The sequence below is a fragment of the Edaphocola aurantiacus genome, from assembly GCF_019797745.1.
Taxonomy (GTDB): Bacteria; Bacteroidota; Bacteroidia; order Chitinophagales; family Chitinophagaceae; genus Edaphocola; species Edaphocola aurantiacus.
Genome location: NZ_VOSI01000001.1, coordinates 427458 through 451054, shown reverse-complemented (window position 1 = coordinate 451054; position 23597 = coordinate 427458). Strand labels below are relative to the sequence as shown.

Annotated in this window: 20 protein-coding genes; 9 read left to right on the top strand and 11 right to left on the bottom strand. The window is 44.1% G+C overall.

The genetic code is table 11. The annotated features are described in order from the left end of the window. Positions 1-9 precede the first annotated feature (9 nt). Positions 10-657 (bottom strand): pyridoxamine 5'-phosphate oxidase, encoded by a 648-nt coding sequence (gene pdxH / locus FTD44_RS01860; protein ID WP_222164904.1) that lies wholly within the window; start codon positions 655-657, stop codon positions 10-12. A 261-nt stretch (positions 658-918) separates the two neighbouring features. Beyond that, the gene (locus FTD44_RS01855) at positions 919-1836 is read right to left on the bottom strand and encodes an Omp28-related outer membrane protein (protein ID WP_222164903.1); all 918 of its coding nucleotides are present in this window, start codon (positions 1834-1836) and stop codon (positions 919-921) included. Between the two features lie 121 nt (positions 1837-1957). On the opposite strand from FTD44_RS01855, the gene rbfA reads away from it, so the two are divergent. The 3 genes from rbfA to FTD44_RS01840 are packed head-to-tail and all read left to right on the top strand — an operon-like array spanning position 1958 to position 4569. Further along, positions 1958-2347: a 30S ribosome-binding factor RbfA gene (rbfA, locus tag FTD44_RS01850; RefSeq protein WP_222164902.1), complete on the top strand. Its 390-nt coding sequence runs from the start codon at positions 1958-1960 to the stop codon at positions 2345-2347. Positions 2348-2355: 8 nt separating this feature from the next. Then, a complete protein-coding gene (locus FTD44_RS01845) occupies positions 2356-3579 on the top strand; it encodes an FtsX-like permease family protein (protein WP_222164901.1) in 1224 nt (407 codons plus the stop codon). Between the two features lie 12 nt (positions 3580-3591). After that, positions 3592-4569, top strand: a complete 978-nt coding sequence (locus tag FTD44_RS01840; protein ID WP_246625311.1) for a GSCFA domain-containing protein — start codon at positions 3592-3594, stop codon at positions 4567-4569. Positions 4570-4578: 9 nt separating this feature from the next. On the opposite strand, the gene FTD44_RS01835 is transcribed toward FTD44_RS01840, so the two are convergent. The 3 genes from FTD44_RS01835 to FTD44_RS01825 form a co-directional block, all read right to left on the bottom strand. Further along, entirely contained in the window at positions 4579-6333 is a 1755-nt protein-coding gene (locus FTD44_RS01835) for an ABC transporter ATP-binding protein (RefSeq protein ID WP_246625310.1), read from the bottom strand. A 112-nt stretch (positions 6334-6445) separates the two neighbouring features. Further along, a complete protein-coding gene (locus FTD44_RS01830; protein ID WP_129020941.1) occupies positions 6446-7201 on the bottom strand; it encodes a zinc ribbon domain-containing protein in 756 nt (251 codons plus the stop codon). Position 7202: 1 nt separating this feature from the next. Next, positions 7203-8303 carry a Nif3-like dinuclear metal center hexameric protein gene (locus tag FTD44_RS01825; protein WP_222164900.1) on the bottom strand — a complete coding sequence of 367 codons (1101 nt, stop codon included), beginning with the start codon at positions 8301-8303 and terminating at the stop codon, positions 7203-7205. A gap of 39 nt (positions 8304-8342) precedes the next feature. On the opposite strand from FTD44_RS01825, the gene FTD44_RS01820 reads away from it, so the two are divergent. Next, complete coding sequence (locus FTD44_RS01820) at positions 8343-8663, top strand: DUF4157 domain-containing protein (RefSeq protein WP_222164899.1); 321 nt, start codon at positions 8343-8345, stop codon at positions 8661-8663. Between the two features lie 146 nt (positions 8664-8809). Beyond that, positions 8810-11098 (top strand): M4 family metallopeptidase, encoded by a 2289-nt coding sequence (locus FTD44_RS01815; RefSeq protein ID WP_222164898.1) that lies wholly within the window; start codon positions 8810-8812, stop codon positions 11096-11098. Positions 11099-11172: 74 nt separating this feature from the next. Here FTD44_RS01815 and FTD44_RS01810 read toward each other — a convergent pair whose 3' ends face one another. Beyond that, complete coding sequence (locus FTD44_RS01810; RefSeq protein WP_222164897.1) at positions 11173-12750, bottom strand: L,D-transpeptidase scaffold domain-containing protein; 1578 nt, start codon at positions 12748-12750, stop codon at positions 11173-11175. Positions 12751-12943: 193 nt separating this feature from the next. Here FTD44_RS01810 and FTD44_RS01805 point away from each other — a divergent pair, with 193 nt between their 5' ends. Then, positions 12944-14152 (top strand): phosphoglycerate kinase, encoded by a 1209-nt coding sequence (locus tag FTD44_RS01805; protein ID WP_222164896.1) that lies wholly within the window; start codon positions 12944-12946, stop codon positions 14150-14152. A gap of 71 nt (positions 14153-14223) precedes the next feature. Here FTD44_RS01805 and FTD44_RS01800 read toward each other — a convergent pair whose 3' ends face one another. Continuing rightward, a complete protein-coding gene (locus FTD44_RS01800) occupies positions 14224-14817 on the bottom strand; it encodes a carboxypeptidase-like regulatory domain-containing protein (protein WP_222164895.1) in 594 nt (197 codons plus the stop codon). A gap of 307 nt (positions 14818-15124) precedes the next feature. Between FTD44_RS01800 and FTD44_RS01795 the strand changes: the two genes are divergently transcribed. Continuing rightward, positions 15125-16225 (top strand): Mrp/NBP35 family ATP-binding protein, encoded by a 1101-nt coding sequence (locus tag FTD44_RS01795; RefSeq protein WP_222164894.1) that lies wholly within the window; start codon positions 15125-15127, stop codon positions 16223-16225. Positions 16226-16282: 57 nt separating this feature from the next. Here the strand turns inward: FTD44_RS01795 and FTD44_RS01790 are convergent, their stop codons facing one another. Next, a complete protein-coding gene (locus FTD44_RS01790; RefSeq protein WP_222164893.1) occupies positions 16283-17251 on the bottom strand; it encodes a stage II sporulation protein M in 969 nt (322 codons plus the stop codon). 88 nt (positions 17252-17339) lie between these two features. Between FTD44_RS01790 and ade the strand changes: the two genes are divergently transcribed. Both ade and FTD44_RS01780 read left to right on the top strand, forming a co-directional pair. Then, positions 17340-18992, top strand: coding sequence for an adenine deaminase (gene ade / locus FTD44_RS01785; protein ID WP_222164892.1), 1653 nt, complete (start codon positions 17340-17342; stop codon positions 18990-18992). A gap of 12 nt (positions 18993-19004) precedes the next feature. After that, the gene (locus FTD44_RS01780; RefSeq protein WP_129020951.1) at positions 19005-19415 is read left to right on the top strand and encodes an energy transducer TonB; all 411 of its coding nucleotides are present in this window, start codon (positions 19005-19007) and stop codon (positions 19413-19415) included. 102 nt (positions 19416-19517) lie between these two features. On the opposite strand, the gene FTD44_RS01775 is transcribed toward FTD44_RS01780, so the two are convergent. The 3 genes from FTD44_RS01775 to FTD44_RS01765 all read right to left on the bottom strand — a co-directional run bounded on the left by FTD44_RS01775 (position 19518) and on the right by FTD44_RS01765 (position 23590). After that, on the bottom strand, positions 19518-19775 hold the full coding sequence (locus FTD44_RS01775; protein WP_129020952.1) for a phosphopantetheine-binding protein: 258 nt from the start codon (positions 19773-19775) through the stop codon (positions 19518-19520). Positions 19776-19814: 39 nt separating this feature from the next. Continuing rightward, on the bottom strand, positions 19815-22193 hold the full coding sequence (locus tag FTD44_RS01770) for an alpha-ketoacid dehydrogenase subunit alpha/beta (RefSeq protein ID WP_246625309.1): 2379 nt from the start codon (positions 22191-22193) through the stop codon (positions 19815-19817). Between the two features lie 107 nt (positions 22194-22300). After that, the gene (locus FTD44_RS01765; RefSeq protein WP_222164890.1) at positions 22301-23590 is read right to left on the bottom strand and encodes an acetyl-CoA hydrolase/transferase family protein; all 1290 of its coding nucleotides are present in this window, start codon (positions 23588-23590) and stop codon (positions 22301-22303) included. Positions 23591-23597 lie beyond the last annotated feature (7 nt).

The window sequence follows — 23597 nt, the reverse complement described above, 5'->3', positions numbered from 1 at the left end:
ATATTGTGATTAAGGTGCAATCCTGTACTGAGTCCAGGAGCTGCCTTCTTCTGTTTGTTCAAATACGATTCTGTCATGCAGGCGGCTTGCCCTGCCTTGCCAGAACTCTATTCTTTGCGGTTTGAGCTGGTATCCGCCCCAGTGTGCCGGTCTTTTCACGTCGCCCTGTGCTGCTACAGCTGCAAGAGACTCTTCCAGTACAGAACGGTCTGCGATGCGCTGGCTTTGCGGAGAGGCTATAGCTCCGATCTGGCTGCCCAAAGGCCTTGAATAGAAGTACTCATCAGAGTAAGCAGGATCTACTTTAGAGATCAGCCCTTCTATACGGACCTGACGCTGCAGCTCGGGCCAGAAAAATACCATGCTGGCATGTGGGTTAGCGGCCAGCTCATGCCCCTTGTCGCTATGGTAATTAGTAAAGAAAACAAAAGAACCCTTTTCCAGTCCTTTCAGTAATACAATACGTGCATGTGGTTTGCCACTTGCATCAACAGTAGCCAGGGTCAGGGCATTAACCTCTATACACTCAGCATGCTGTGCTTCTTCAAACCATCTGGTAAAAAAAAGAACAGGATCGTTACCGGTTTCACTTTCAGAAAGTGTGGCCTGGCAATAATCCTGTCTGATATTGGCAATGTTTTTTGAAAATGAATCCATTTTCTTAATGGTTGCTATTGGTGGTGAAATTATTTTAAATCAGAGGTGTCCAAATACTTGAACATAACCCAGATCAATAATATTACACCAAAAATAGTCAGCGCCAATGAAGTGAAATCACCAAATTTATCACCGATTTTATAAAAAGAGTTCAGTAATACAGATTGCATATCTAATTATTTTAAAGTCCTGCAAATTTAGTATTTAATTTCTATTTCTGAAAAAGAAAAAGCAGTATCTGTAGATACTGCTTCAAAAAACTTAAGGTTTCAACTTACCATCAATTGCCTGGTAGACTTTTTTATCAGTGCCGCCGGTACTTTTATGTACAAAAGCGACAACATGAATATTGTCCAGGTCCCAGAATTTCTGCTTCAGATTTGTAGCATCATCCTTGTTGATTTTTAATTTGTAATTCGTTACAAATACACGACCAGCCTGTTTGTTCGGAATGCTGTCCAGGACCGCGATACCGTTAAACGGTGTAATAGACTGGCGGAATACGTGATTGTATTCGTAGTCATGGATCTCAGGTTCGATCTGCTCATCAACAATCTTGTCTTCTGTTAGGTAGATCGTCAGGAATTGCGGATCAGTAACCGCTTGTGTATAGGCCAGTTTAATCCGGATATTATATTCATCTTTGGCTGCATCATAACTGGTCGTCAGAGACATATTTACAGGAGTGCTGCTGTTTTGAGATTTGGCCGCAGCCAGCATAGCATCCCATTGGTCCTTATTGCCCAGCAATGCATTTCCTGAAGCAACTGGCATTCTGTCAAAGCTGGCAGCAGGTTTGGCCGGATCGCCACCGTAGATCAGGTTAGTGATCAGCAGGCCGTCGCCCTCTCCGTTGATACCGGAACGCAAATCCTGTTTGCTGACACCATCTTTAGGCGAAGTAAGAGAACCGGCGTGGATAGTAACCAGTTTCAGTCTGCCCGGATTCTGTGACATCAGGTCCTCTAACTTTAACGCACCCGCAGGACAGTTCGGACATCTTACACCAGAAAACTCTTCTATATAATAATTCTTGGTTTGTTGTGGTTCTACAGTAGTAACATAGGTAGAGTCTACAGCAGCCTCACCTGCAAAGATACCCACTGGCTGCTCTTTACAGGAAAACAGAAAAGATGCACCGATAAGCGCGGCAACCGCAGGAAAACGTTTTTGAAACATATGCGTTATAAAATTTATAGCTTTCAAAGTTAATTATAAATTAAGTTATTTGAAACTACTTTTTTTTAGCACGGATATTAGCTGTAATTTTATCGGTTATATATAAAAATCAACGCTGAACATGACGCAAGAGACTAAAAGACAAAGGCAGGTAGCACAGCTTATACAGGAAGAGATGAGCATGATCTTCCAGAAAGAGGGTATTAATGTGATAAAGGGTGGTATGGTATCGATCTCAAAAGTTTCGGTAACCCCCGATCTGCTGGAAGCGCGCATATATTTAAGTTTATTTAAGATAGAGCACCCGGACGTGTTGATGGACGAGATTAAAGCCAAAACAAGTGAACTGCGTGGTGCGCTGGGCAATAAATTACGCCATCAGCTGCGCAGAATACCGGAGCTGCAATTCTTCCTGGATGATACCCTGGATTATGTATTCAAAATGGAGGAACTGTTCAAGCAGATCAACGACGAGAAAAAGCCTTCATCTGACACAGACGCTGAAGCTTAGTCCGGCTGATGAATGTTGCGTTTCATATTGCATTAAGATACTTTAAGGGAAAGAAGACTGCACAGGCGATCAATATCGTAACCTGGATCAGTATCGGAGCTATTGCCCTCGCAGCAGCGGCAATGGTGGTGCTGTTTTCGGTCTATAACGGACTGGAGCAGTATGTAAAGGGAATGTACACGTCCTTCTATCCTGAAGTAAAAATTACTCCTAAAGAAGGCAAGTTTTTTACATTTACGGATGTTCAGAAAACTGCAGTCGGTAAAGTAAGCGGCATCAAATATATTGGCTATGCAGCCGAAGATATGGCCCTGCTGGACGGCGTCGATCATCAGAAAGTCATTACCCTGAAAGGGGTAGACAACAACTGGTTTCTGGTCAATGATATGGCCCCTCATATGACCGTAGGTACGGCCGCCTGGCCCAATGAAAGTACAGACATCCCTTCCAATATAGGTGTTGACATCATTGCCGAAATGGGCATTGAGGTCAGTAATCCCTTTAATAAGATCAGGATCTATTACCCTAAAGCCGATGGTCTGGGTGCGATGAATGTTGAGGCTGCAGTAACCAGCCTGGACCTGGCACCATATGCGGCATTTAATGTACAACCCGAACTGGACGGACAGTATTGCCTGGTGCCGATTGCAGCAGCGCAGCACTTGTTCGGAGTAGCAGGACAATATAGTTCTGTAGAAATATCATTGACATCCCCGAAGCTGGAAGCTGAAGTAATCGATAAGATAAAAGCGATACTGGGCAAGGATTTTAATGTTCAGAGCCGCTTGGAGCAGAACGCCACATTGTACATGGTTACCAAAACCGAAAAGTGGGCGATTTATGGCATTCTGTTGCTGGTACTGATTATTTCTTCGTTCAATATGGTCGGTTCCTTATCCATGCTGGCAATTGAAAAAAGGACAGATGTAGCCATTCTTAAATCTATGGGCGCAACCCCGGCACACATCCGCAAGATATTTATAACTGTAGGGCTTTTGCTCGCACTGGCCGGTGCGCTGATCGGGATGACCTTAGGTTTAATTATTTCCCTGATCCAGATACGCTTTGGTATTATATCTATGGGCGATGGTTTTATGGATGCCTATCCTGTGGCCCTTAAAGGGGCAGATTTTATACTGGTACTGATTACTGTACTCAGCATAGGTTTGATCGCAGCACTGTATCCTGCCCGTAAAGCAGCACGACAATTAATGATTTTCAGAGACGAATAAAACAGCCATATCTTGATCACTTCACTGCCCATTCATATCCAATCGCCGGAACCTTTAATTCAACATCAGGATAAACTGATGCTGATTGGATCCTGCTTTACCGAGCATATAGGTAAACGATTGAGCGATGCGAAGTTTCGTGTAACGGAAAATCCGAATGGAATTCTCTTCAATCCGCTTAGTGTGGTGAAGAGTGTACAAAGCTATATGAATGCAGAGGAGATCGAAGCCTCGGATCTTTTTTACCTCAATGAAATATGGAACCACTGGAATTTTCATACCCGGTTTTCGGAAGTAGACCAGCAGCAGGCGCTGGATGAAATGAATGCTTCTATTCGCAATGCGCATACCTTCCTGAAAGAGGCGGACTGGCTTATGATCACACTGGGATCTGCCTTCCAGTATTTCCTGAATGAGGGTGATCGTGATGTGGCGAACTGCCACCGGGCACCCGGACAATGGTTTGATAAAAAGCTGTTATCCATAGCACAGATCAGCGCTGCGCTGGAAGAAATGATAGGCCAGTTAAAGGCGTTTAATCCCTACCTGAACATCATCTTTACGATCAGTCCTGTACGACACATTCGTGATGGAGTGGTGGAGAATAACCGCAGCAAGGCCAGGCTGATAGAAGCGGTGCATGAAATGGTACAGCAATATGCACACTGCCATTATTTCCCGGCTTACGAGCTCATTATAGATGTACTCCGCGATTACCGCTATTACGATATTGATATGGTGCATCCCAACTTTGCAGCGACAGGTGCTGTGTGGGAGCAGTTCTATAAAGCTTATTTAAGCCCGGAGGCGCAGTCTGTCGCGACAAAGATGCTGGAACTGAGTACTGCAGCCAATCATAAAGTACGTTTCCCGGAGACGCAGGCCTATGAAAAGTTTCGCAGCAGCCAGCTACAGAAAATTACCCGATACGAAAAGGATTATCCATATATCGATTTCGGCAGAGAGAAAACAATTTTTAATGCAGAGTGATGCAAGCTTTTAGGAAGCTGCAATTTCCGGATCGGTATGAATAAGCTGGTGGTATAAACCAGTCTGTGCCAGCAGGCTTTCATGTGTACCTTCTTCCATAATATTCCCCTTCTCCAGTACGATGATCTTATCTGCTTTGCGGATAGTCGATAATCTGTGTGCAATCACGATAGCCGTACGACCCTGGATCATCTGCTCAATCGCATGCTGGATCAGGATCTCCGATTCACTGTCTATAGAAGAAGTCGCTTCATCCAGGATCAGGATAGACGGGTTGAATAATAGTGTTCTGGCAAAGGATAATAGCTGTCTTTGTCCCTGAGATAAAGTATTACCTCTTTCCCTTACATTGAACTGATAGCCACCAGGCAGGCGCATGATAAAGTCATGAATGCCCAGTGTCTTACATACATTAATGGCCTGTTCTGTGCGGATGGCAGGATCTTTAAGGGTAATGTTGTCCAGTATCGTTCCGGAGAACAGGAATACGTCCTGGAGCACTACACCGATATGTTTACGCAGGGAATAGATATCATAGTCTTTCAGCTCTATATTATCAATATAAATATGCCCGTTTTTGATCGGGTATAATCTGCTGAGGATAGATATGATGGAGCTTTTCCCGGCTCCGGTATGGCCTACAAGGGCTACCGTTTCGCCGGCATTAACCGAAAAGGAAATATTGCGCAGCACCGGAATGCCCTCTTTATACTCGAAATATACATTTTCAAAACGGACATCTCCTTTTATTACCTGTGATTGAATGGTGCCATTTTCCTGCAGGAACTCCTCGCTGTCTAATACCTGCATTACACGCTCACCGGCAATAAGACCCATCTGTAAGGTGTTGAACTTGTCTGCCAGCATCCGCAACGGACGGAACATCAGGTTGAGGTACATATTGAATGCAATGATCGTACCCTGGGTTACCTGGTAATTGAGCATGCGGGTTGCACCCCACCATACCAGCAGTCCCAGAGACACTGCCAGTATAATCTCTACAACAGGAAAGAAGATAGAGTAGGCCATAATGCTCTTGATATTAGCATCGCGGTGCTCTTTGTTGATGGCGTTAAATTTCTTCTGCTCTTTTTGCTCAGCAGCAAAACTCTGTACAATATACATTCCGGTCAGGTGTTCCTGTACAAATGCGTTCAGGGCAGAGATCGCATTCCGCACCCTTTTGAACGATTTATTGACACTCTCCTTGAACCAGTAGGTAGCTAAGAGCAGCAGGGGAAATACAGCAAGGCTGACCAGGGTTAAACGCCAGTCTGTATATAGCATAATTCCGATCAGTGCGAGAATGGTCAGTACATCGGCCAGTATAGAAATAAAACCTTCGGAAAAGATATCATTGATCGATTCAATATCATTGATGGTACGGGTGGTCAGTGTACCGATAGGCGTATTGTCATAATAGCTCAGGTTCTGGTTAATTACCTTTTCATGCACCTTACGGCGAATATCATTTACCACTGTTTGGCCCAGCCAGCTGGTGACAAACGAGAATATGAAGCGTAATGCGGTCTCCAGCAGTAAGAGCCCGAATTGTATCACAGCGATGAAGATCAGGCCTTGAAGCAGCTTGTTCTCTATGTAATGATCAATGGTATACTGGATGAGGTAGGGGCGGAAAGGGGTGAGTACCGCCAGGATAATGCTCAGGCTTATACTGAGCCATAGCTTAGACTGATACGGTTTGCCAAAAGATAAAATACGGAGCAGTAAATTGCGGTCAAATTTCTTCTTCTTTCCTTCCAAGATCCTTCTGTTTTGGGTGCAAAGATACTTCAATAAGCCTTTGCGAAATATTATCAATAAGCTAAAAAAAGCAGCGAAAATATCGCTGCTTTTTTAAATAAAATAAGTCAAATTAAGATTGTATAGAATCATTCAGGTCATTATCAACCAGGATACGACCGCAGTGTTCACATACGATGATTTTTTTGCGCTGCATGATCTCTGTCTGACGTTGAGGAGGGATCACGTTAAAGCATCCACCACAGCTGTCTCTCAGTACAGGTACTACAGCCAGGCCGTTTTTGTAGCTTTTACGAATACGCTCATAAGCGCTGAACAGGCGGGCATCAACTTTAGATTTAGCGTCTTCAGAACGTTTTGCCAGTTCTGTTTCTTCTTTCTCCGTTTCTTTGATGATTTTTTCTAATTCGTCTTTCTTCTGAGCCAGCATGTCTTTTTTTGCATCCAGCAGATTGTTGTTCTGGTTACGTACTGCTTCACGCTCCTGTAATTCAACCAGTGCATCCTTTACGTTTTTATCGCAAAGACGCATTTCCAGGTTCTGCATTTCCACTTCTTTAGAAAGTGCTTCGAACTCGCGGCTGTTTTTTACATTATCCTGTTGCTTTTCGTATTTAGCGATAAGGGCTTCAGCATCTTTTTTCGCATCTTTACGGGAGGTAATATAATCATTGATTGTTTTTACCTCTGCTTCCAGGTTATTAATGCGTGTCTGTAAACCTTCTATATCATCTTCAAGGTCTTTCACCTCCATTGGTAATTCTCCCTTTAACGTCTGTAATTCGTCAATTTTGGAATCAACTTTTTGTAAAGAAAGAACTGCAACCAATTTTTCTTCAATAGAGAAGTCTTTTGCTACTGTAGCCATATTAGAAAAAATAATTTATCGGGTTTGTTTTTGTTGTCGACAAATAAACAGCAAAATTAGGAAATTTTTTATTTATAATAGCATCAAATATTTCCACGGTAAATTGTTCGCTCTCATAGTGACCGATATCGGCAATAATAATCTTCTGTTCTGCCTCAAAAAACTGGTGGTATTTATAATCAGCCGTGATGAAAATGTCGGCCCCTGCTGCAATCGCGTCAGGTAAGAGGAAACTGCCGCTGCCCCCGCAAACTGCCACTTTACGGATCTTTTCCTGAACAATAGCGGTATGACGAATGCAGCTGACCTGCAACACATCCTTAATATGATGGAAAAAACTACCCCAGTCTGCCGGTTCGGCCAGCGTTCCGATCATTCCCGCACCAATAGTCTGGTTAGTATTGGCCAGCTGGATCAGCTCGTAAGCCACCTCTTCATAAGGATGGCTTTGTTGCAGCGCTTTTAATATGGCCTGTTTAAGGTGTACCGGAACCAGTACTTCTATTTTTACCTCATCTACCACTTCTCTTGCGCCACCGGCAACCCCGATAGCTGGATTACTCGCTTCATTACCTCGGAACGTTCCCCTTCCCTGCAGGTTAAAGCTGCATTCCCCATAATTGCCGATTTGTCCTGCACCAGCTGCAAACAGGGCATCTCTTACCGTATCTGCGTGATCGTAGGGTACATAAGTGTACAGTTTATATAAGTTCTGGGTTGTCGGACGCAGGATCCTGCAATCGTTCAGTCCCAGTTTTGCTGCAATTTTACGGTTTACGCCAGCCTGCATATTATCCATATTGGTGTGCGCTGCATAAAGCGTAATGTTATGGCTGATCGCCTTTATAATGCAGCGTTCTACCATATTCTTCCCGGTAATGCGTTTGATGCCGGAGAAGATCAGCGGGTGGTGTGCAACGACCAGGTTACAGTTCCGGCTCAGCGCCTCTTCAATAACTTCTTCTGTGATATCCAGTGTTAATAATACGCCGGTACATTCCTCTTGGATATTGCCGACCTGTACGCCGCAGTTATCATAGCTCTCCTGGTAGGGGAGTGGTGCGAACTGTTCTATCTCCTGTATAATATCTTTAATTTGCATATGCTCGTTCGGCGGTAAATGGTGTAAAAAGGTAAATATATGAACATCAAAATTAAGGAAAACGCTTTATTGGCACGCATAGCCGCCCGTGTTTTGCGCAGCGAACGTATGGCTATTACTGTTGGATGCACCATATATTTATGGAAGACGGATGCGGCTACATTCCGCTCAGATTCTTGCTGGGTGCGGCATGAGCTGAAGCATGTAGAACAATACCTGCGTTACGGATGGATTCTTTTTCTGCTTTGGTATACCTGGGAATCATTAGTGCATGGCTACCGGAATAACCGTTTTGAGATAGAGGCACGCAATGCAGAAAATGAAGTAACAATCCTGGAAAGCCATCTTTTCAGGGTTTGATTTGGCTTTATTTTAACCTTTATATTAAGCTTTTTTACCTCATTTCCACATATTTGTTGGTACAGCTATTTAAATTTACGTTAACTTTGGTAGGCTTTTTTGTCAAAGAGCTTCAATTATATAGACATAAGTTTTAAATAGTAAACATGAAATTTCAAATCTCCTCACTCCTGTTACTCTCTGGTATGATTGCCGGAGGTACTTTGAGTCTGCATGCCCAGGATGGTAAAACACCTGTTGCATTAAACAGTTCCATCGTGGTAAACAATGGTAAAGTTCTGACGTCTTTCAGAGGACAGAATGTTACTGTAAAGGGACTGGAAAAGCAATTGACACAATTGCTGAACCTGCCTTCTGGTTACTCCTTTACAGAAGAAAAGACCACGACTGACCAGCTTGGGTTTACCCATACTGCATATCAGCAGTACTTCAGAGGGGTGATTGTAGATGGTGGATTATTGTTGGTACACAGCAAAGCTGGTATCCTTCAGTCAATCAACGGTTATGTGGCTACAGTATCTGATGTAGGTACCAACAGCTCTTTCGATGAGTTTAAAGCTGCTGATATTGCCCGTACCGCAATGGAAATTACAAGTCAGTTCCGTGCTTATCCAAGCCCGCTGACGATTGTGAGCATTGATCCTAAGCGTAATGAACAATATGCGCTGGCATATAAAGTACGTGTAGATGGCCGTTCCAAAAACGGTAACATCGTTATGAGCAATGTATATATTGATGCTAATTCAGGTGATGTTCTGGAAACAGAAAACCTGATTGCACACCAGGATGTAAATGCAGTAGCACATACATACCTGAGTGGCCAGCAGAATATCGTGGTGGACAGTGTAGGACCGCATTATCGTTTGTTTGATAATGAGCGCCACATTACTACCCTGAATGCTGCCGGTTCTGAATATAATCAGAATGCCAATACTGGTGCTGACCTGTTCCCTCAGGCAAATGAGTACCGTGATACTTCCCTGACATGGTCTCCAAGACTTGCACTGATGACTGTACGCCTGCAGAATGTAGGTAGCAGCAGCAACCTGTTTACCAATATCGGATGGGGTACCGGCGCATTCCCTGCAGGTATGGTTATGTCAGATGTAGCGACCAATCCAACTATGGCGGCGTGGCCAGATATTAAATTCAACTCTACCACTTTACCTTTAATTACCCGCAACCTGTTCATTTATCCGGAAGCTGGTAAGACATATACAGGTATGTTCGGTAAGTTAAACCTGAACAACGGTAGCTCTACAGATACCGTTTCCTTCAATATCAACATTACCGGTACCGGTTCATTCCCATGGAGTGATACATCAAACAACAACGGTAGTTATATTACGGCAAATGTTGCCAATCCGGCACTGGATGCACACTGGGGTATCGAACGCACATTCGACTATTACCAGTCAGTGTTCAACAGAACAAGCTATGATAACAACGGTGGTCCAGTAGTTAACTATGTAAACGGTATCTGGCCAAGTTCTTACACACAAAACAATGCAGCTGCAATGCCTTCTCCATATAACTCTATGGTATATGGTATGGGAGATGGTGTTTATACTAATCCATTTGTAGCTATCGACGTTACCGGCCACGAGTTTACCCATATGGTAGTAGAGCACAATGGCCATAATGGTCTGCGCTACAGAGGTGAGTCTGGTGCGTTGAACGAATCATTTGCCGACATCTTCGGTACCTGTGTAGAATTCTATGCAAAACCGGCAACGGCTAACTGGACTATCGGTGAGCAGGTGTATATCAGCGGTGATTATATGCGTTCTATGCCTAATCCTAAAGTGAGAAACAATCCTGATACCTATGGTGGTCAGTATTGGGTAAACCCTACCGATCTGAATAATGATAACGGTGGTGTACATACCAACAGTGGTCTGCAAAACAAATGGTTCTACCTTTTATGTGAGGGCGGATCAGGTACCAATGATAATGGTTACAGCTATAATGTAACGGCTATCGGAATGGAGAAAGCAGAGAAAATTACATACAGAAACCTGACCGAGTACATGACCAACAGAGCAGATTATGAAGATGCTTATAATGGTAGCTTACAAGCAGTACTGGATCTGTATAACAACGATACTACCTCTACAGAGTATAAAAATGTAAGAGAAGCATGGTATGCAGTAGGTTTAGGCGCAGGCGGTCCTGTAGGCATCCGCAACGTAGATGTAACCAACTCCAATATCAACGTATTCCCTAATCCGGCAAGCAGCAACCTGAATATCAATTCTACCCTGAATAAAGCAGTAGAAATGCAGGTGATGAATGCGCTGGGCCAGCAGGTACGTACACTGCAAGTGAAGAACGGCAGCAATGCATTCGACATCAGCAGCCTGCCTAAAGGTATGTATATGCTGAACTTTGTAGTAGATGGTAAATCATATACACATAAAGTATCAGTTCAATAAGCACAGTTAAGAGTACACATAAAGAAGGCGGCCGCAATTTGCGGCCGCCTTCTTTATGTGTAAATATTGGTATATTATTTCAATCTGGCTAATATCACAGAATCCTTTTTGTACGGGTCATTCAGGTAAATAACCTTTTGCAGGGCACTGTCTGCATTAACGGTAGTATACGTAATGTAAACCGGTATTTTAGGCGTAGGGAACTGACGGGTACGGTTTCTGGAAATTAATACATCAATAGAGTCTACACCCACATTGCTTTCCTCCAGGATCAATGCTGCCAGTGTTTTAGGATCTTTTACCCTTACACAACCATGGCTCAGATAACGGTTCTTATTGGCAAACACATATCTGCCCGGAGTGTCATGGAGGTAAATGTCCCATTGGTTCGGCAGGTTGAATTTAACGTAACCCAGCGCAGCTCTTGGCCCTGCGGGTTGGCGCACGGTAAATCTGCGGTAGTTAGAAGCATTAACGGCACTGTTCGGTACACGTTTCCCACCCTGGTACACTTCGTAGTAGCTTGGTATACGACCACCATATTCTTTTCCTACAATAGATAGCGGTAAAGTCCATGGCGGGCAGATCACAATATTCTGCATCGGTTTCAGAATCGTCGGAGTACGGGTAATCTTTGCCCCTACAACCGAGCGGTTATGAAAGAGATTATTGCCGTCTTTAAAATAGTCAATCTCCGTTTGCGGAATGCTTACCCATATATAACGACCTTCCATGGTATTAGGCAGCCAGCGCAACCTTTCCATATTGATCTTGAGTAGCTTCGTGTATTCATCCGGAGACCGGCGCAATACTTTGATGGTTTCTTCATCTATCTTCCCTGTTTTGGAAAGATGGTTCAGGTATTGATATGTTTTAACCATATCAGTATCAGATGCAGAGGAAGCCAGCTCCTTTTGCATAATGCTAATAGCAACATTGGAAGCTGCGTTGCCGATGGCCGTTTTACTTTGCTGGTAAGTGGTATCGCTACGCAGTTTGTCCCATTTCTGCAGTTCCTTTTGCATCAGGGCATAACGCGGATTTGCCGGACGGTATTTCTGAAGGCTAATATCCTTAGGCGCTTTAGCCAGGTCATCAGCAGCAGTAAGCGTACTGTCATTGTCGGCATGCCATTCCTTGTCAATCTCTGCGGGGTTCAATACACCCAGGGTCAGGTCTCTGGCCGCACTCAGGTAAGAAGCGGTAAAGGCAAGTTCACCACTGGCCAGCGCTTCGTCAGAAGCATCTTTTTGTGCAACTGCTTTTTTAAGTTCAGAAAGGCCATAAGTTTCAGGGTCCAGGCCATCCCATTTCAGGTCTTCAATTGCCTTGATCAGTTCCGTTGCCTGCTTGCCGAATTTTCGGCCCTCCAGCCATAATGGTTTGGTGCTGTTTTGAGCATATACACGATGCATTTGTGCATTCAGGTCACGCAGCGGATCTGCTTTTGCGGAATCACTTGACTGAGGATATTTTTCCTGCAGGATTTTATTGATGGTTTCTGGCGTTACTTCTGAAGAAAATGCTTCAGATATATTGTCAAATATACCCCCTCCTTCCCGGTTCTGACCGGAATTGCAGGATACGGTCACAGCACCTGTGACTATAACTGTAGCGGCTAATACTTGTTTCGATAGGACTCGGATTTTCATTTAGGTAAAATGGATTTAGACACAAAGGTTAAATATTTCTTGGAGTCAAACAAATATAAGTAGTTTTCACTCAAGTGTGAAAACATGATCGTAAATGATGTGTTAAGCAACTGAAAAATAACGGATTGTAAAGGATTCCCCTTAAGAGTATATTAAATATGTATATTTGCACTCAAATTTTTTATTCCAAGCTATGAGCAAGTTTTCAACTTTTGACTTTTCGGGCAAAAAGGCCCTGATCCGGGTAGACTTTAACGTGCCGATTAAGGAAGGTAAAATCACCGATGATACCAGAATTAAGGCTGCACTGCCAACAATTAAGAAAGTACTGAATGATGGAGGAAGTGTTATCCTGATGAGTCACTGGGGACGTCCTATAAAAGATATGGCGAAGAAACCCGAACTGACCAAAGCTGATTTCTCTCTTAGCCGCATCGTAGCGCACCTGTCTGAATTATTAGGTACAGAGGTACAGTTTGCCGAAGATTGCCTGGGCCAGGACGCAACTGCCAAAGCTAATGCTTTACAGGCAGGGCAGGTTTTACTGCTGGAAAATGTGCGTTATTATAAAGAAGAAGAGCAGGGTGATGCAGGATTTGCAGAGCAACTATCTAAATACGGTGAGGTATATGTAAATGATGCATTCGGTACGGCGCACCGTGCACATGCTTCTACAGCAGTGATTGCTCAATACTTTCAGCCGGAGCAGAAAATGTTCGGCCTGCTGATGGAAGCAGAAGTAACGGCAGCACAGAAAGTACTGTCTCAGTCAGATAAACCATTTACTGCAATTATCGGTGGAGCAAAGGTTTCTGATAAGATCCTGATCATCGAAAACCTGCTGGAAAAGGCTACTGATATCATTATTGGTGGTGGTATGGCGTATACATTCTACAAAGCAATGGGTGGCAACATCGGTAATTCTTTATGTGAAGAAGATCGTCTGGAAATGGCTAATGCTTTACTGGAAACCGCTAAGGCTAAGGGTGTAAACATTCACCTGCCGGTAGACAGCATCATTGCAGATAAATTTGCACCGGATGCTGCTACAAAAGAAGCTGATAATGTGAGCATTGAATCTGGTTGGATGGGCCTGGATATCGGACCTAAAGCAGTAGCAGATTTCAAAAATATAGTATCCAACTCTAAAACCATTTTATGGAACGGACCAATGGGTGTGTTTGAAATGGAAGCCTTTCAGAAAGGAACCAAAGCGATTGCAGAAGCAGTTGTAGAAGCCACAGAAAAAGGTGCATTCAGCTTAGTTGGTGGTGGCGACAGCGTTGCTGCAGTAAACAAATTCGGCTTTGCAGATAAAGTAAGCTATGTATCTACAGGTGGTGGTGCATTGCTGGAATTTTTCGAAGGAAAAGTATTACCAGGTATTGCTGCGATTCAGTAATTGCAGTTAAACATTACTATAAAAATAAAGGACGAGGCATTGCCTCGTCCTTTATTTTTATAGTAATGTCTTTATTTATCACTTCGGTAATCACCTCTTTGTATTGCTTTATAGAATTCTGCCCATTTGAACGGATTGAATAAACCAATAGGAGCCTGTTGTCCGTAATAAGTAGCCTTATTAGCCTGTTGCCCTTGCATAAAGGCTGCATTTTCACCGGCACTGTTCGGCATATTGCGCATCATCATTTTCACCACTTCCTTGCTGGTATTCTCTTTGATCGCATCATACATATCACCATCGTATTGTTTATACCTCATGGCATAATCAAACTCTGCCGCATTCAGGTAAGGACGTACTATAGCCTCTTTCAGGTAAAAGGTATCCTGGAAGAAATACTGTATGGTGGAGAAATAATTCTGATCCAGATTAGCCGGGATAACAACTTCTTTAGAGCGGAAACCAATACGGTTGAATAATAAGGTATCCCCCTTATAACACAGCAGGGAGAAAACCCCGTTCTCGTTAGTCAATGTTCCGGTACTTTTGTTTTTTACAAATACACCCATATATGGAATTACATCAGAGGTGTCCGACATCTTGGCCACACCGGTCACCTGTACCAGTTTGTCCTTATTGTCCTGCGCAAAAGAATATACACCCATGCATAAGCAAAGGAAAAGTATGGAGAAAAGTGTAAACGTGTTGCGGTTCATATAAAGCAAAAATACTGTTTTATCTCGTTTATACATCATTATTTGTAGGGCTTTTAACCATAATTAAACTGTATTTGCCTCATATTTATTGTATATATACACATAAGAAATTTCCTTGCGTTAAATCCGCGCATTACATTGTCATGTAAATAGATTTGTTTTATGACATTATTTAGCATTAGTATGTTAAATCTCTAACCATTCTCATTCATACGGTGTAACTTTGCAGGCGAATTTATAAATAATAATTATATATATGATTACGGAAGCAGACGTGCTTAAGGCCCTATCTAATGTAGATGATCCCGATTTCGGAAAAGATATTGTTACCCTGAACATGGTAAAGGATGTAAAAGTAGAGGGTAAGCAAGTTTCGTTTACCGTTGAGCTGACTACACCTGCCTGTCCGATGAAAGATATGATCCATAAAGCATGTGTCAATGCTGTTAAGATCTTTATTGATAAAGAAGCAGAGGTTAACGTTAATATGACAGCCCGTGTACTGGGTGCACGTAATACAGATGGCAGTGAAGTATTGCCTCATGTAAAAAATATTATTGCAGTAGGTTCTGGTAAAGGTGGTGTAGGTAAGTCTACCGTAGCAACCAACCTGGCTATTGCACTGGCGAAAGAAGGTGCCAAAGTGGGCCTGATGGATGCTGATATTTACGGACCTTCTGCACCATTAATGTTTGGTGTACAGGGTGAGCGCCCTATGATGCGCGATGTGGATGGTAAAGGATATATTGAGCCAATCGAACGTTTCGGCGTAAAAATGATGTCTATCGGTTTACTGGTAGATGAAAAGCAGGCAGTGATCTGGCGTGGACCAATGGCCACCTCAGCATTGAAACAATTCGTAACCGATGTATACTGGGGCGAGCTGGATTACCTGATCATCGATCTGCCGCCGGGCACGGGCGATATACACCTGACCCTGGTACAGACTATTCCGATTACCGGTGCGGTAATCGTGACCACTCCTCAGAACATTGCCATGGCAGATGCTAAAAAGGCCATGATGATGTTTAAAAATGCCAATATCAGTGTACCTATCCTGGGTGTTGTAGAAAATATGGCTTATTTCACACCGGCAGAATTACCTGAAAATAAGTATTACATCTTCGGTAAAGATGGCGGAAAGAGCCTGGCAGAGCAGTTTGAAGTGCCCTTCCTGGGTGAAGTGCCATTGGTGCAAAGCATCCGTGAAGGAGCTGACAGAGGTTTCCCTGCAGTACTGAATGATGAACCGATATCGTTAAATGCCTTTACTGAGATCGCGAAGAAAGTAGCACGCAATGTAGCAATGCGTAATGCCAACCTTGATCCTACCAAAGTAATGACCATCGGGGTATAGTCCCGGTTATATGCATAAAAGAGAAGGGGCACTGTGTATACAGTGCCCCTTCTCTTTTTATAGCTTCTTAAAGCTGATCTGGTCAACATTTAGTCTCCTGGCCACTTTCATGGGGTAAAGGATGAAATAAAAAATGATAAAAGCCAGCGAAGCAGCCAGTATGATTAAATTTAATACCACAGGCATTTCTGTATGCCGGGTAATATAGCTTTCAAAAAATCCAGCCATAATAACAATCGGGATCAGCGAGACAACAATCTTAATCCCGTCTTTGGCTCCCCGCACAAAGGACTCCTTCCGGGTATAAGTACCGGGAAACAGGATGGCATTGCCCATAATAATACCAGCAGTTGCTTCAATGATCATACCGGAGATTTCCAGTGTCCCGTGCGTAAATACAACCAGGATAGATTTGAAACCCAGGTTATGGGCAAAAAACATCTGTTCAAAAACACCCAGCATAAGACTGTTCTTAAACAGCAGGTATATAGTACCCACAGAACAGGTAATGCCCGCCAGAAAGAACATGAACATAACGCGGATATTATTCCAGGTAATCTGCAGGAACATGCTGAACTCGCCCTGGTCTTTATACACCTTGAACGGATCGCCGGAGGAGATATTGGCCATAGTCATATCCACATAATCATCTCCCAATACCGCGCGTACAAAAGTCTGATCTCTCCAGCCTGAGAATATGCCCATAAGCATAAATACCAGGAAGAACAGGAATGTATACAACAGCGTTTTGCGGTTGCGGTACATAATCAGCGGTAACTCTTCTGTGAAGAACAGTTTGAATTTATTGCCCTTTTCCTTCTTGTTCCTATAAATAGACAAGTAGATTTTCGCGGCAATACTGTTGATATACGTAATGGTATTGCTGTGGGGGTAATGGGTTTTGGCATAGCCCAGATCATCGACCAGGTATGCAAAGCGTTTGGCCAGCTCATCCGGATCATTTGTTTCATCCAGGTAGCTGTCCCAGCGTTCTTTATTGATTTTGATAAAATGCCCTTCTCTCATAACAGGAAAAAAAACTGCCCGCAGGCAGGATGCCGTCCAAAAATAAGTTATTTTTATACGTAACACCAAAATACGAAAGATTTCAGATATGTACACTTCATTTTATATAGACGGACAGTTTGTAGATCTTGTACAACGTACCTGTTACCCGGCCAGGGTAATCGTGCTGGATGGCAAGATACATGAGGTAATGCACGTGCCCCAGGCACCTGCGCAGTATATCCTTCCCGGCTTTGTAGATGCGCACATACATATTGAAAGTTCCATGCTTACGCCTACCGCATTCAGTAGAGTAGCTACGGTCTATGGTACAGTCGCGACAGTATCCGATCCGCATGAAATTGCTAATGTTTGTGGTGTGGCCGGGGTGCATTATATGATCGAAAATGCCCGTAATGCAGCATTGAAATTTAATTTCGGCGCACCGTCCTGTGTCCCGGCTACAGGTTTCGAAACAGCCGGTGCAATCATCGATTCAGACCAGATCAAAGAGCTGCTGGCTATGCAGGAGATCCGGTACCTGGCCGAGATGATGAATTTCCCCGGAGTATTGTACGAAGATGAAGAGGTGATGAAAAAGATCGCATGGGCAAAATACTATGGTAAGCCAGTTGATGGTCATGCACCGCAGATGCCTGAAGATGATGTGATCCGCTATGCCGGAGCCGGTATCACCACCGACCATGAGTGCACTACACTGGAAGAAGCTTTGTATAAGATACGTCATGGAATGAAAATCCTGATCAGAGAGGGGAGTGCGGCTAAAAACTTTGAGGCACTGGTGCCCTTGTTTGCCACACATCCCGATCAGCTGATGTTCTGTAGTGATGATAAACATCCCGATGAACTGGTGAGGGGACATATCAATCAGCTGGTAGCCCGTGCGGTGGCCAAAGGATACGATGTGTATGATGTATTGTTTGCAGCCTGTATTGCCCCGGTAAGGCATTATAAATTAGAAGTAGGGCAGTTGCGTCCCGGAGATGCAGCAGACTTTATCGTCGTGGAAGATCTGGTCGATTTTACCGTATTGCAAACTTATATTGACGGTCACCTGGTTGTAAAAGGGGGCATTAATTTCGAGAACGTGTATGTCCCCGAAATCATTAACCAATTTAACTGTCTGCCCGTGGCAGCCGCAGATTTTGCAATCGAAGCCTCAGAAGAAGCGCTGCAACCGGTGCAGGTGATAGAAGCCCTGGATGGCCAGTTGATCACCACTGCAGGTACCGCAAACTTAGCGGTCACTAATGGTGTTATCTGTACCGATACAGTGCAGGATGTGCTGAAAATTGCTGTGGTAAACCGGTATGCACCGGCACCACCGGCTATTGGTTTTATCCGCAATTTTGGATTAAAGGCCGGAGCCATTGCCTCTACTGTTGCGCATGACAGCCATAATATTGTCGTGGTCGGTGTAGATGATGAGGCCATTGCTGAGGTTGTCAATGCCTTGATTGCGGTACAGGGCGGTATCGCCGTTACCGGCGGGGGGCGTACAGAAGTCATGCCTTTACCGATTGCCGGACTGATTACCGATATGCAGGCCGATGCAGCAGCAGCTGCATATGTAAAGCTGGATACAGCAGCCAAAGCCCTGGGCAGTACCCTCGCGGCGCCCTTTATGACTTTGTCATTTATGGCACTTCCCGTCATACCATCTTTAAAGATGACCGATAAAGGACTATTTAATGTAGATTCCTTTAACTTTACAACAGTGATAGAGTCTAAACAATTATAAACAGAAGAATTTATGTTAGATCGTAGCAAGTTGAAAAAAGTATTACTGATAGGTGCATTATTGCTCCCGGCTGTAGTGGCTACACAGACAATATATGCACAGTCCAAATCGGCCAAAAAAGACCTGGATCCGGAACCTGAATTTGTAGGTGGTAAACCGGAATTACAACGTTATATAGATGCAAACCTGCGCTATCCTGAAAAGGCTAAGACATCCCGGAAAGAAGGGGTGGTATATGTATCTTTCACGGTAAGCGAAACCGGCAAAATAGAAAATGCCAAGATCGTACGCAGTATTGGTATGGGTTGTGATGAAGAGGCTTTAAGACTGATCAATGAAATGCCGGTATGGACACCGGGTAAAGAAGACGGGGTGGTGAAAGCCTTACCTGTCGTGATTCCTATTGCATTCCGTTTACCCTAGAACGTTTGGGGTATTGAATAAACAACAAGAAACGCACCGGTAACGGTGCGTTTCTTGTTGTAATGGTTGTATTGTACAACGCTTTTATAATAAATAACAAGATTATCCCTGTTGTTTAGACTGGATATATTCTGCCATAGATTGTACCGAACTCAGGATATTACGGCTCTCTTTAGGATCTTCCAGTTTGATGCCGTAGTTTCTTTCCAGCAATACGATCAGTTCCAGGGAGTCGATGCTGTCCAGGCCCAGACCGTCACCAAATAAAGGTGCATTGTCGTCAATATCTTCAGGTTTCATATCCTGAAGGTTCAGCGATTCGATGATTTGCTGTTTTAATTTAAGCTTTAACTCTTCCATGTTGTGTTTTGGTATAATAAAATAAGTTGATTAATAAAATTATTCAGCCATCATCTCTTCAATAGCCGCTGCGATTTCTTCTGCATTCGGTTTAGAGAAATAATCGCCATCCGTTGCATAAGCAGGGCGGTGCGCTTTTGCAGAAAGTGTGCGTGGAGCCACATCCAGCCATTTGTAACCACCTTGTAGTTCCATTACCTGCTGGAACATATAGGCGCTGGCACCTCCCGGTACATCCTCATCTATGAAGATAATACGGTTGGTTTTTTCCAGAGATTTTACAATTGTATGTGTCGTGTCAAATGGTAGTAAAGTACGTACATCCACTACTTCACAACTGATACCTTGCGGAGCCAGATACAGATCAATCGCTTCCTGGATCACTCTCAGTGTAGAACCATAAGAAACGATGGTTATGTCTTCACCTTGCTGAATTACTTCAGGTACGCCTAATGGAATGGTAAATTCGTTCAGGTTGTCCGGTTTGCGCTCTTTCAGACGATAGCCGTTCAGGCACTCGATCAATACTGCAGGCTCATCACTTTTTAGTAAGGTATTGTACATACCGGCAGCCTGTACCATGTTACGTGGCACACAAATATTGATCCCTCTCAGGGCATTAATGATCATACCCATAGGAGAACCACTGTGCCAGATACCTTCCAGACGGTGTCCGCGGGTACGGATGATCAGCGGGCATTTTTGCCCACCTTTGGTACGGTATTGCAGCGTAGCCACATCATCACTTAAGGTCTGCAGGCCATATAACAGGTAATCCAGGTACTGGATCTCTGCAATTGGTCTTAAACCACGCAGTGCCATACCTAATCCTTGTCCTACAATAGTAGCTTCCCGGATACCGGTATCACTTACGCGCAGCTGGCCGTATTTTTCCTGTAAACCGGCAAAAGCCTGGTTTACGTCACCGATCTTACCTACATCCTCACCAAAGGCAAATACCGCAGGGTTAGTCGCTAATAAATTATCGAAATATTGGTTCAGTACTTCAAATCCGTTCAGCACCGGGCTGTTGTCAGAATAAGCTGCAGTAACTTCTTGTACATTGCTCACTGCGTATTTAGACTGAGAGGTCAGGTGAGAATTGAATGTATCCTGTGCCTGTTTGCCCAGATCATCATAAAAATTACGCAGGTTACGTACCGCCTGGCTGTTTGTACCACCAGACAGTTTCAGTACACGTTGTACGGTACGGAATACATCTTTACGGATCGGTTCTTTAATGTTTTGTAATTCCTGTGCAAGTGCCGCGATCTGCTGCCCTTCAGCGTGACCTTCCATCACTACTTGCTGGATCAGCTGTGCACTTTGTGCAATCTGCGCTTTGATCGGTTCAATGAAATTGCTCCAGGCAGATTGTTTAGCCGTGCGGGCTACATCTTTCGCTTTCTCTTCAATCGCAATCAGTTCCTCTTCGGTTCCGATAGCATTATCCAGGATAAACTGGCGCAGTTTGCGCACACAATCCATTTCCTTTTCCCATTCCAGGCGCTCTTTAGATTTGTAACGCTCGTGAGAACCGGAAGTAGAGTGGCCTTGCGGCTGTGTTACTTCCTGGATATGGAACAGGGCAGGAATATGATTTTCTCTTACGCGGGCAATACCTTCTTCAAAAGATTTTACCAGGCTGGCATAATCCCATCCTTTTACACGATATATTTCTACACCGCTTTCCAGTTTTTCATCATACTGGAAGCCGGCAGTAGCTTCAGATATTGAATTTTTAGTTGTCTGGTACTTACGTGGTACAGAAATGCCGTATCCGTCATCCCATACACAGATTGCCAGAGGTACTTTTAATACAGCAGCGGCATTCAGTGTCTCCCAGAAATGTCCTTCAGAAGTAGAGGCATCACCGATTGTACAGAAGCTGACTTCATTACCATTATTGGTGAATTTTTCAAAACCCTCTTTCAGGTTTTCGCTGTTGCGGTATAATTTAGAAGCAAAAGCCACACCCAGGGCACGCACCATTTGTCCTGCGGTAGGAGAAATGTCACTGGTAGAGTTAGGTTGCGCCATCAGGTTTTTCCACTCGCCGTTTTCATCCAGCCAGCGGGTAGCATAGTGACCATTCATCATGCGGCCTGCAGAAGAAGGTTCCAGTTTCGGATTCGGATTGGCGTATAACTGTGCAAAGAACTGCTCCACATCAGACATACCGGTTGCAAACATTAACGTCTGGTCGCGATAGTAGCCAGATCGGTAATCGCCCGGCTGGAACGTCTTGGCCAGAGCAATCTGCGCCAATTCTTTACCATCACCGAAAATGCCGAACTTGGCTTTTCCGGTCAATACTTCCTTTCTACCAATAAGACTGGCTTCACGGCTCATCACCGCCAACTCATAATCTTTTAATACTTCGCCTTTCATCTCATCAAACGAGATTTGAGCTTCCATGTCTTTGGTCTTGTTTTTTGTGGCCATATTATGTATCAAAAATAATGCGACAAATATACAGTTTTGTTTGTATACTGCCTTTGAGCTATGTAATTAATGGGTAAAAACTACAAAAATACTTTAAATCTCTCATATGCCTGCTCGTGGAGCATTGCCCGGTCATCTGGGTGAGCGAGATCAATCAGGGCTTTGGCACGCTGGCGCAGATTCTTGCCGAACAGATTGGTGATGCCATATTCTGTAACCACGTACTGTATATGCCCGCGGGTAGTCACCACGCCGGCACCGGGCTTCAGGGTAGGCACAATACGGGGCAACCCTTTCTTCGTCCTGCTGTTTACGGCAATAATCGGTTTGCCGCCCCTGCTCAGGGCTGCACCACGCATAAAGTCCATCTGGCCGCCAATACCGCTGTACTGGTATGTACCGATACTGTCAGCACATACCTGCCCGGTCAGGTCGATTTCCACACAGGAGTTGATCGCTACCACCTGATCGTTTTTAGCAATAATGGTCGGGTTATTTACATAATCTATATCCAGGAATGTCAGACCGGGGTTATCATCCAGGAAGTCATACAGCCTTTTGGTACCCAGTGCAAAACTGGTCACAATACGGTTGGGATGCAGGTTTTTGTAACGATTATCAATGACATCTTTTTCAAAAAGATCAATCACCCCGTCACTCAGCATTTCGGTATGCACTCCCAGGTGTTTATGATTGCCCAGGTAGCTGAGCACCGCATCAGGAATAGTTCCGATGCCCATTTGTAAAGTTGAACGGTCCTCGATCAGTCCGGCTACATAAGCACCGATCTTACGGTCAATATCAGTAACCTTTGCCGAATAGTCTACTTCCGGTAGTGGCGCTTCGTGAAAGACCATTTTGCTAAAATAAGTATGGTGTACCAGGCCATCGCCATGGGTACGCGGCATCCTCGGATTAATGAGCCCGATTACCGCTTTAGCTGTATTTACCGCCGAACGGGCCACGTCTATAGAGGTGCCTAAAGAACAATAGCCATGGCGGTCGGGTGGAGATACCTGAACGATGGCTACGTCTAAGGGGAGAATCTGGTTGTTGAAGAGGTCCGGAATGTCACTGAGGAATACAGGCACAAAATCGGCATAACCCTCGCTTACAGCACTGCGTACCGGTTCCGATACAAAAAGGCTGTTTACATGAAACGATTCGCGGTATCCCGGTTTGTAGATTTCTACGCTCTTGCCTTGCTGTGTAATAGAAACCAGTTCTACATTACGCAAGCGGGGCGCTTCATGTACTAATTCGTTCAAAAGGTAGGTTGGGGTGCAGGCACTACCGTGGATAAAGACACGGTCGCCACTCTGAATGAGTGATAATGCTTCTGCGGCTGAAACATAATTGTACGTACTCATATAAAAA

What these genes read in the sequence shown, in the direction of transcription:
- FTD44_RS01855 (WP_222164903.1), bottom strand. Translation starts at nt 1,836, where the DNA reads ATGTTTCAAAAACGTTTTCCTGCGGTTGCCGCGCTTATCGGTGCATCT.
- FTD44_RS01805 (WP_222164896.1), top strand. Translation starts at nt 12,944, where the DNA reads ATGAGCAAGTTTTCAACTTTTGACTTTTCGGGCAAAAAGGCCCTGATC.
- FTD44_RS01830 (WP_129020941.1), bottom strand. Translation starts at nt 7,201, where the DNA reads ATGGCTACAGTAGCAAAAGACTTCTCTATTGAAGAAAAATTGGTTGCA.
- FTD44_RS01845 (WP_222164901.1), top strand. Translation starts at nt 2,356, where the DNA reads ATGAATGTTGCGTTTCATATTGCATTAAGATACTTTAAGGGAAAGAAG.
- FTD44_RS01810 (WP_222164897.1), bottom strand. Translation starts at nt 12,750, where the DNA reads ATGAAAATCCGAGTCCTATCGAAACAAGTATTAGCCGCTACAGTTATA.
- FTD44_RS01780 (WP_129020951.1), top strand. Translation starts at nt 19,005, where the DNA reads ATGTTAGATCGTAGCAAGTTGAAAAAAGTATTACTGATAGGTGCATTA.
- FTD44_RS01795 (WP_222164894.1), top strand. Translation starts at nt 15,125, where the DNA reads ATGATTACGGAAGCAGACGTGCTTAAGGCCCTATCTAATGTAGATGAT.
- pdxH (WP_222164904.1), bottom strand. Translation starts at nt 657, where the DNA reads ATGGATTCATTTTCAAAAAACATTGCCAATATCAGACAGGATTATTGC.
- FTD44_RS01820 (WP_222164899.1), top strand. Translation starts at nt 8,343, where the DNA reads ATGAACATCAAAATTAAGGAAAACGCTTTATTGGCACGCATAGCCGCC.
- FTD44_RS01775 (WP_129020952.1), bottom strand. Translation starts at nt 19,775, where the DNA reads ATGGAAGAGTTAAAGCTTAAATTAAAACAGCAAATCATCGAATCGCTG.
- ade (WP_222164892.1), top strand. Translation starts at nt 17,340, where the DNA reads ATGTACACTTCATTTTATATAGACGGACAGTTTGTAGATCTTGTACAA.
- FTD44_RS01825 (WP_222164900.1), bottom strand. Translation starts at nt 8,303, where the DNA reads ATGCAAATTAAAGATATTATACAGGAGATAGAACAGTTCGCACCACTC.
- FTD44_RS01765 (WP_222164890.1), bottom strand. Translation starts at nt 23,590, where the DNA reads ATGAGTACGTACAATTATGTTTCAGCCGCAGAAGCATTATCACTCATT.
- FTD44_RS01815 (WP_222164898.1), top strand. Translation starts at nt 8,810, where the DNA reads ATGAAATTTCAAATCTCCTCACTCCTGTTACTCTCTGGTATGATTGCC.
- FTD44_RS01800 (WP_222164895.1), bottom strand. Translation starts at nt 14,817, where the DNA reads ATGGGTGTATATTCTTTTGCGCAGGACAATAAGGACAAACTGGTACAG.
- rbfA (WP_222164902.1), top strand. Translation starts at nt 1,958, where the DNA reads ATGACGCAAGAGACTAAAAGACAAAGGCAGGTAGCACAGCTTATACAG.
- FTD44_RS01770 (WP_246625309.1), bottom strand. Translation starts at nt 22,193, where the DNA reads ATGGAAGCTCAAATCTCGTTTGATGAGATGAAAGGCGAAGTATTAAAA.
- FTD44_RS01790 (WP_222164893.1), bottom strand. Translation starts at nt 17,251, where the DNA reads ATGAGAGAAGGGCATTTTATCAAAATCAATAAAGAACGCTGGGACAGC.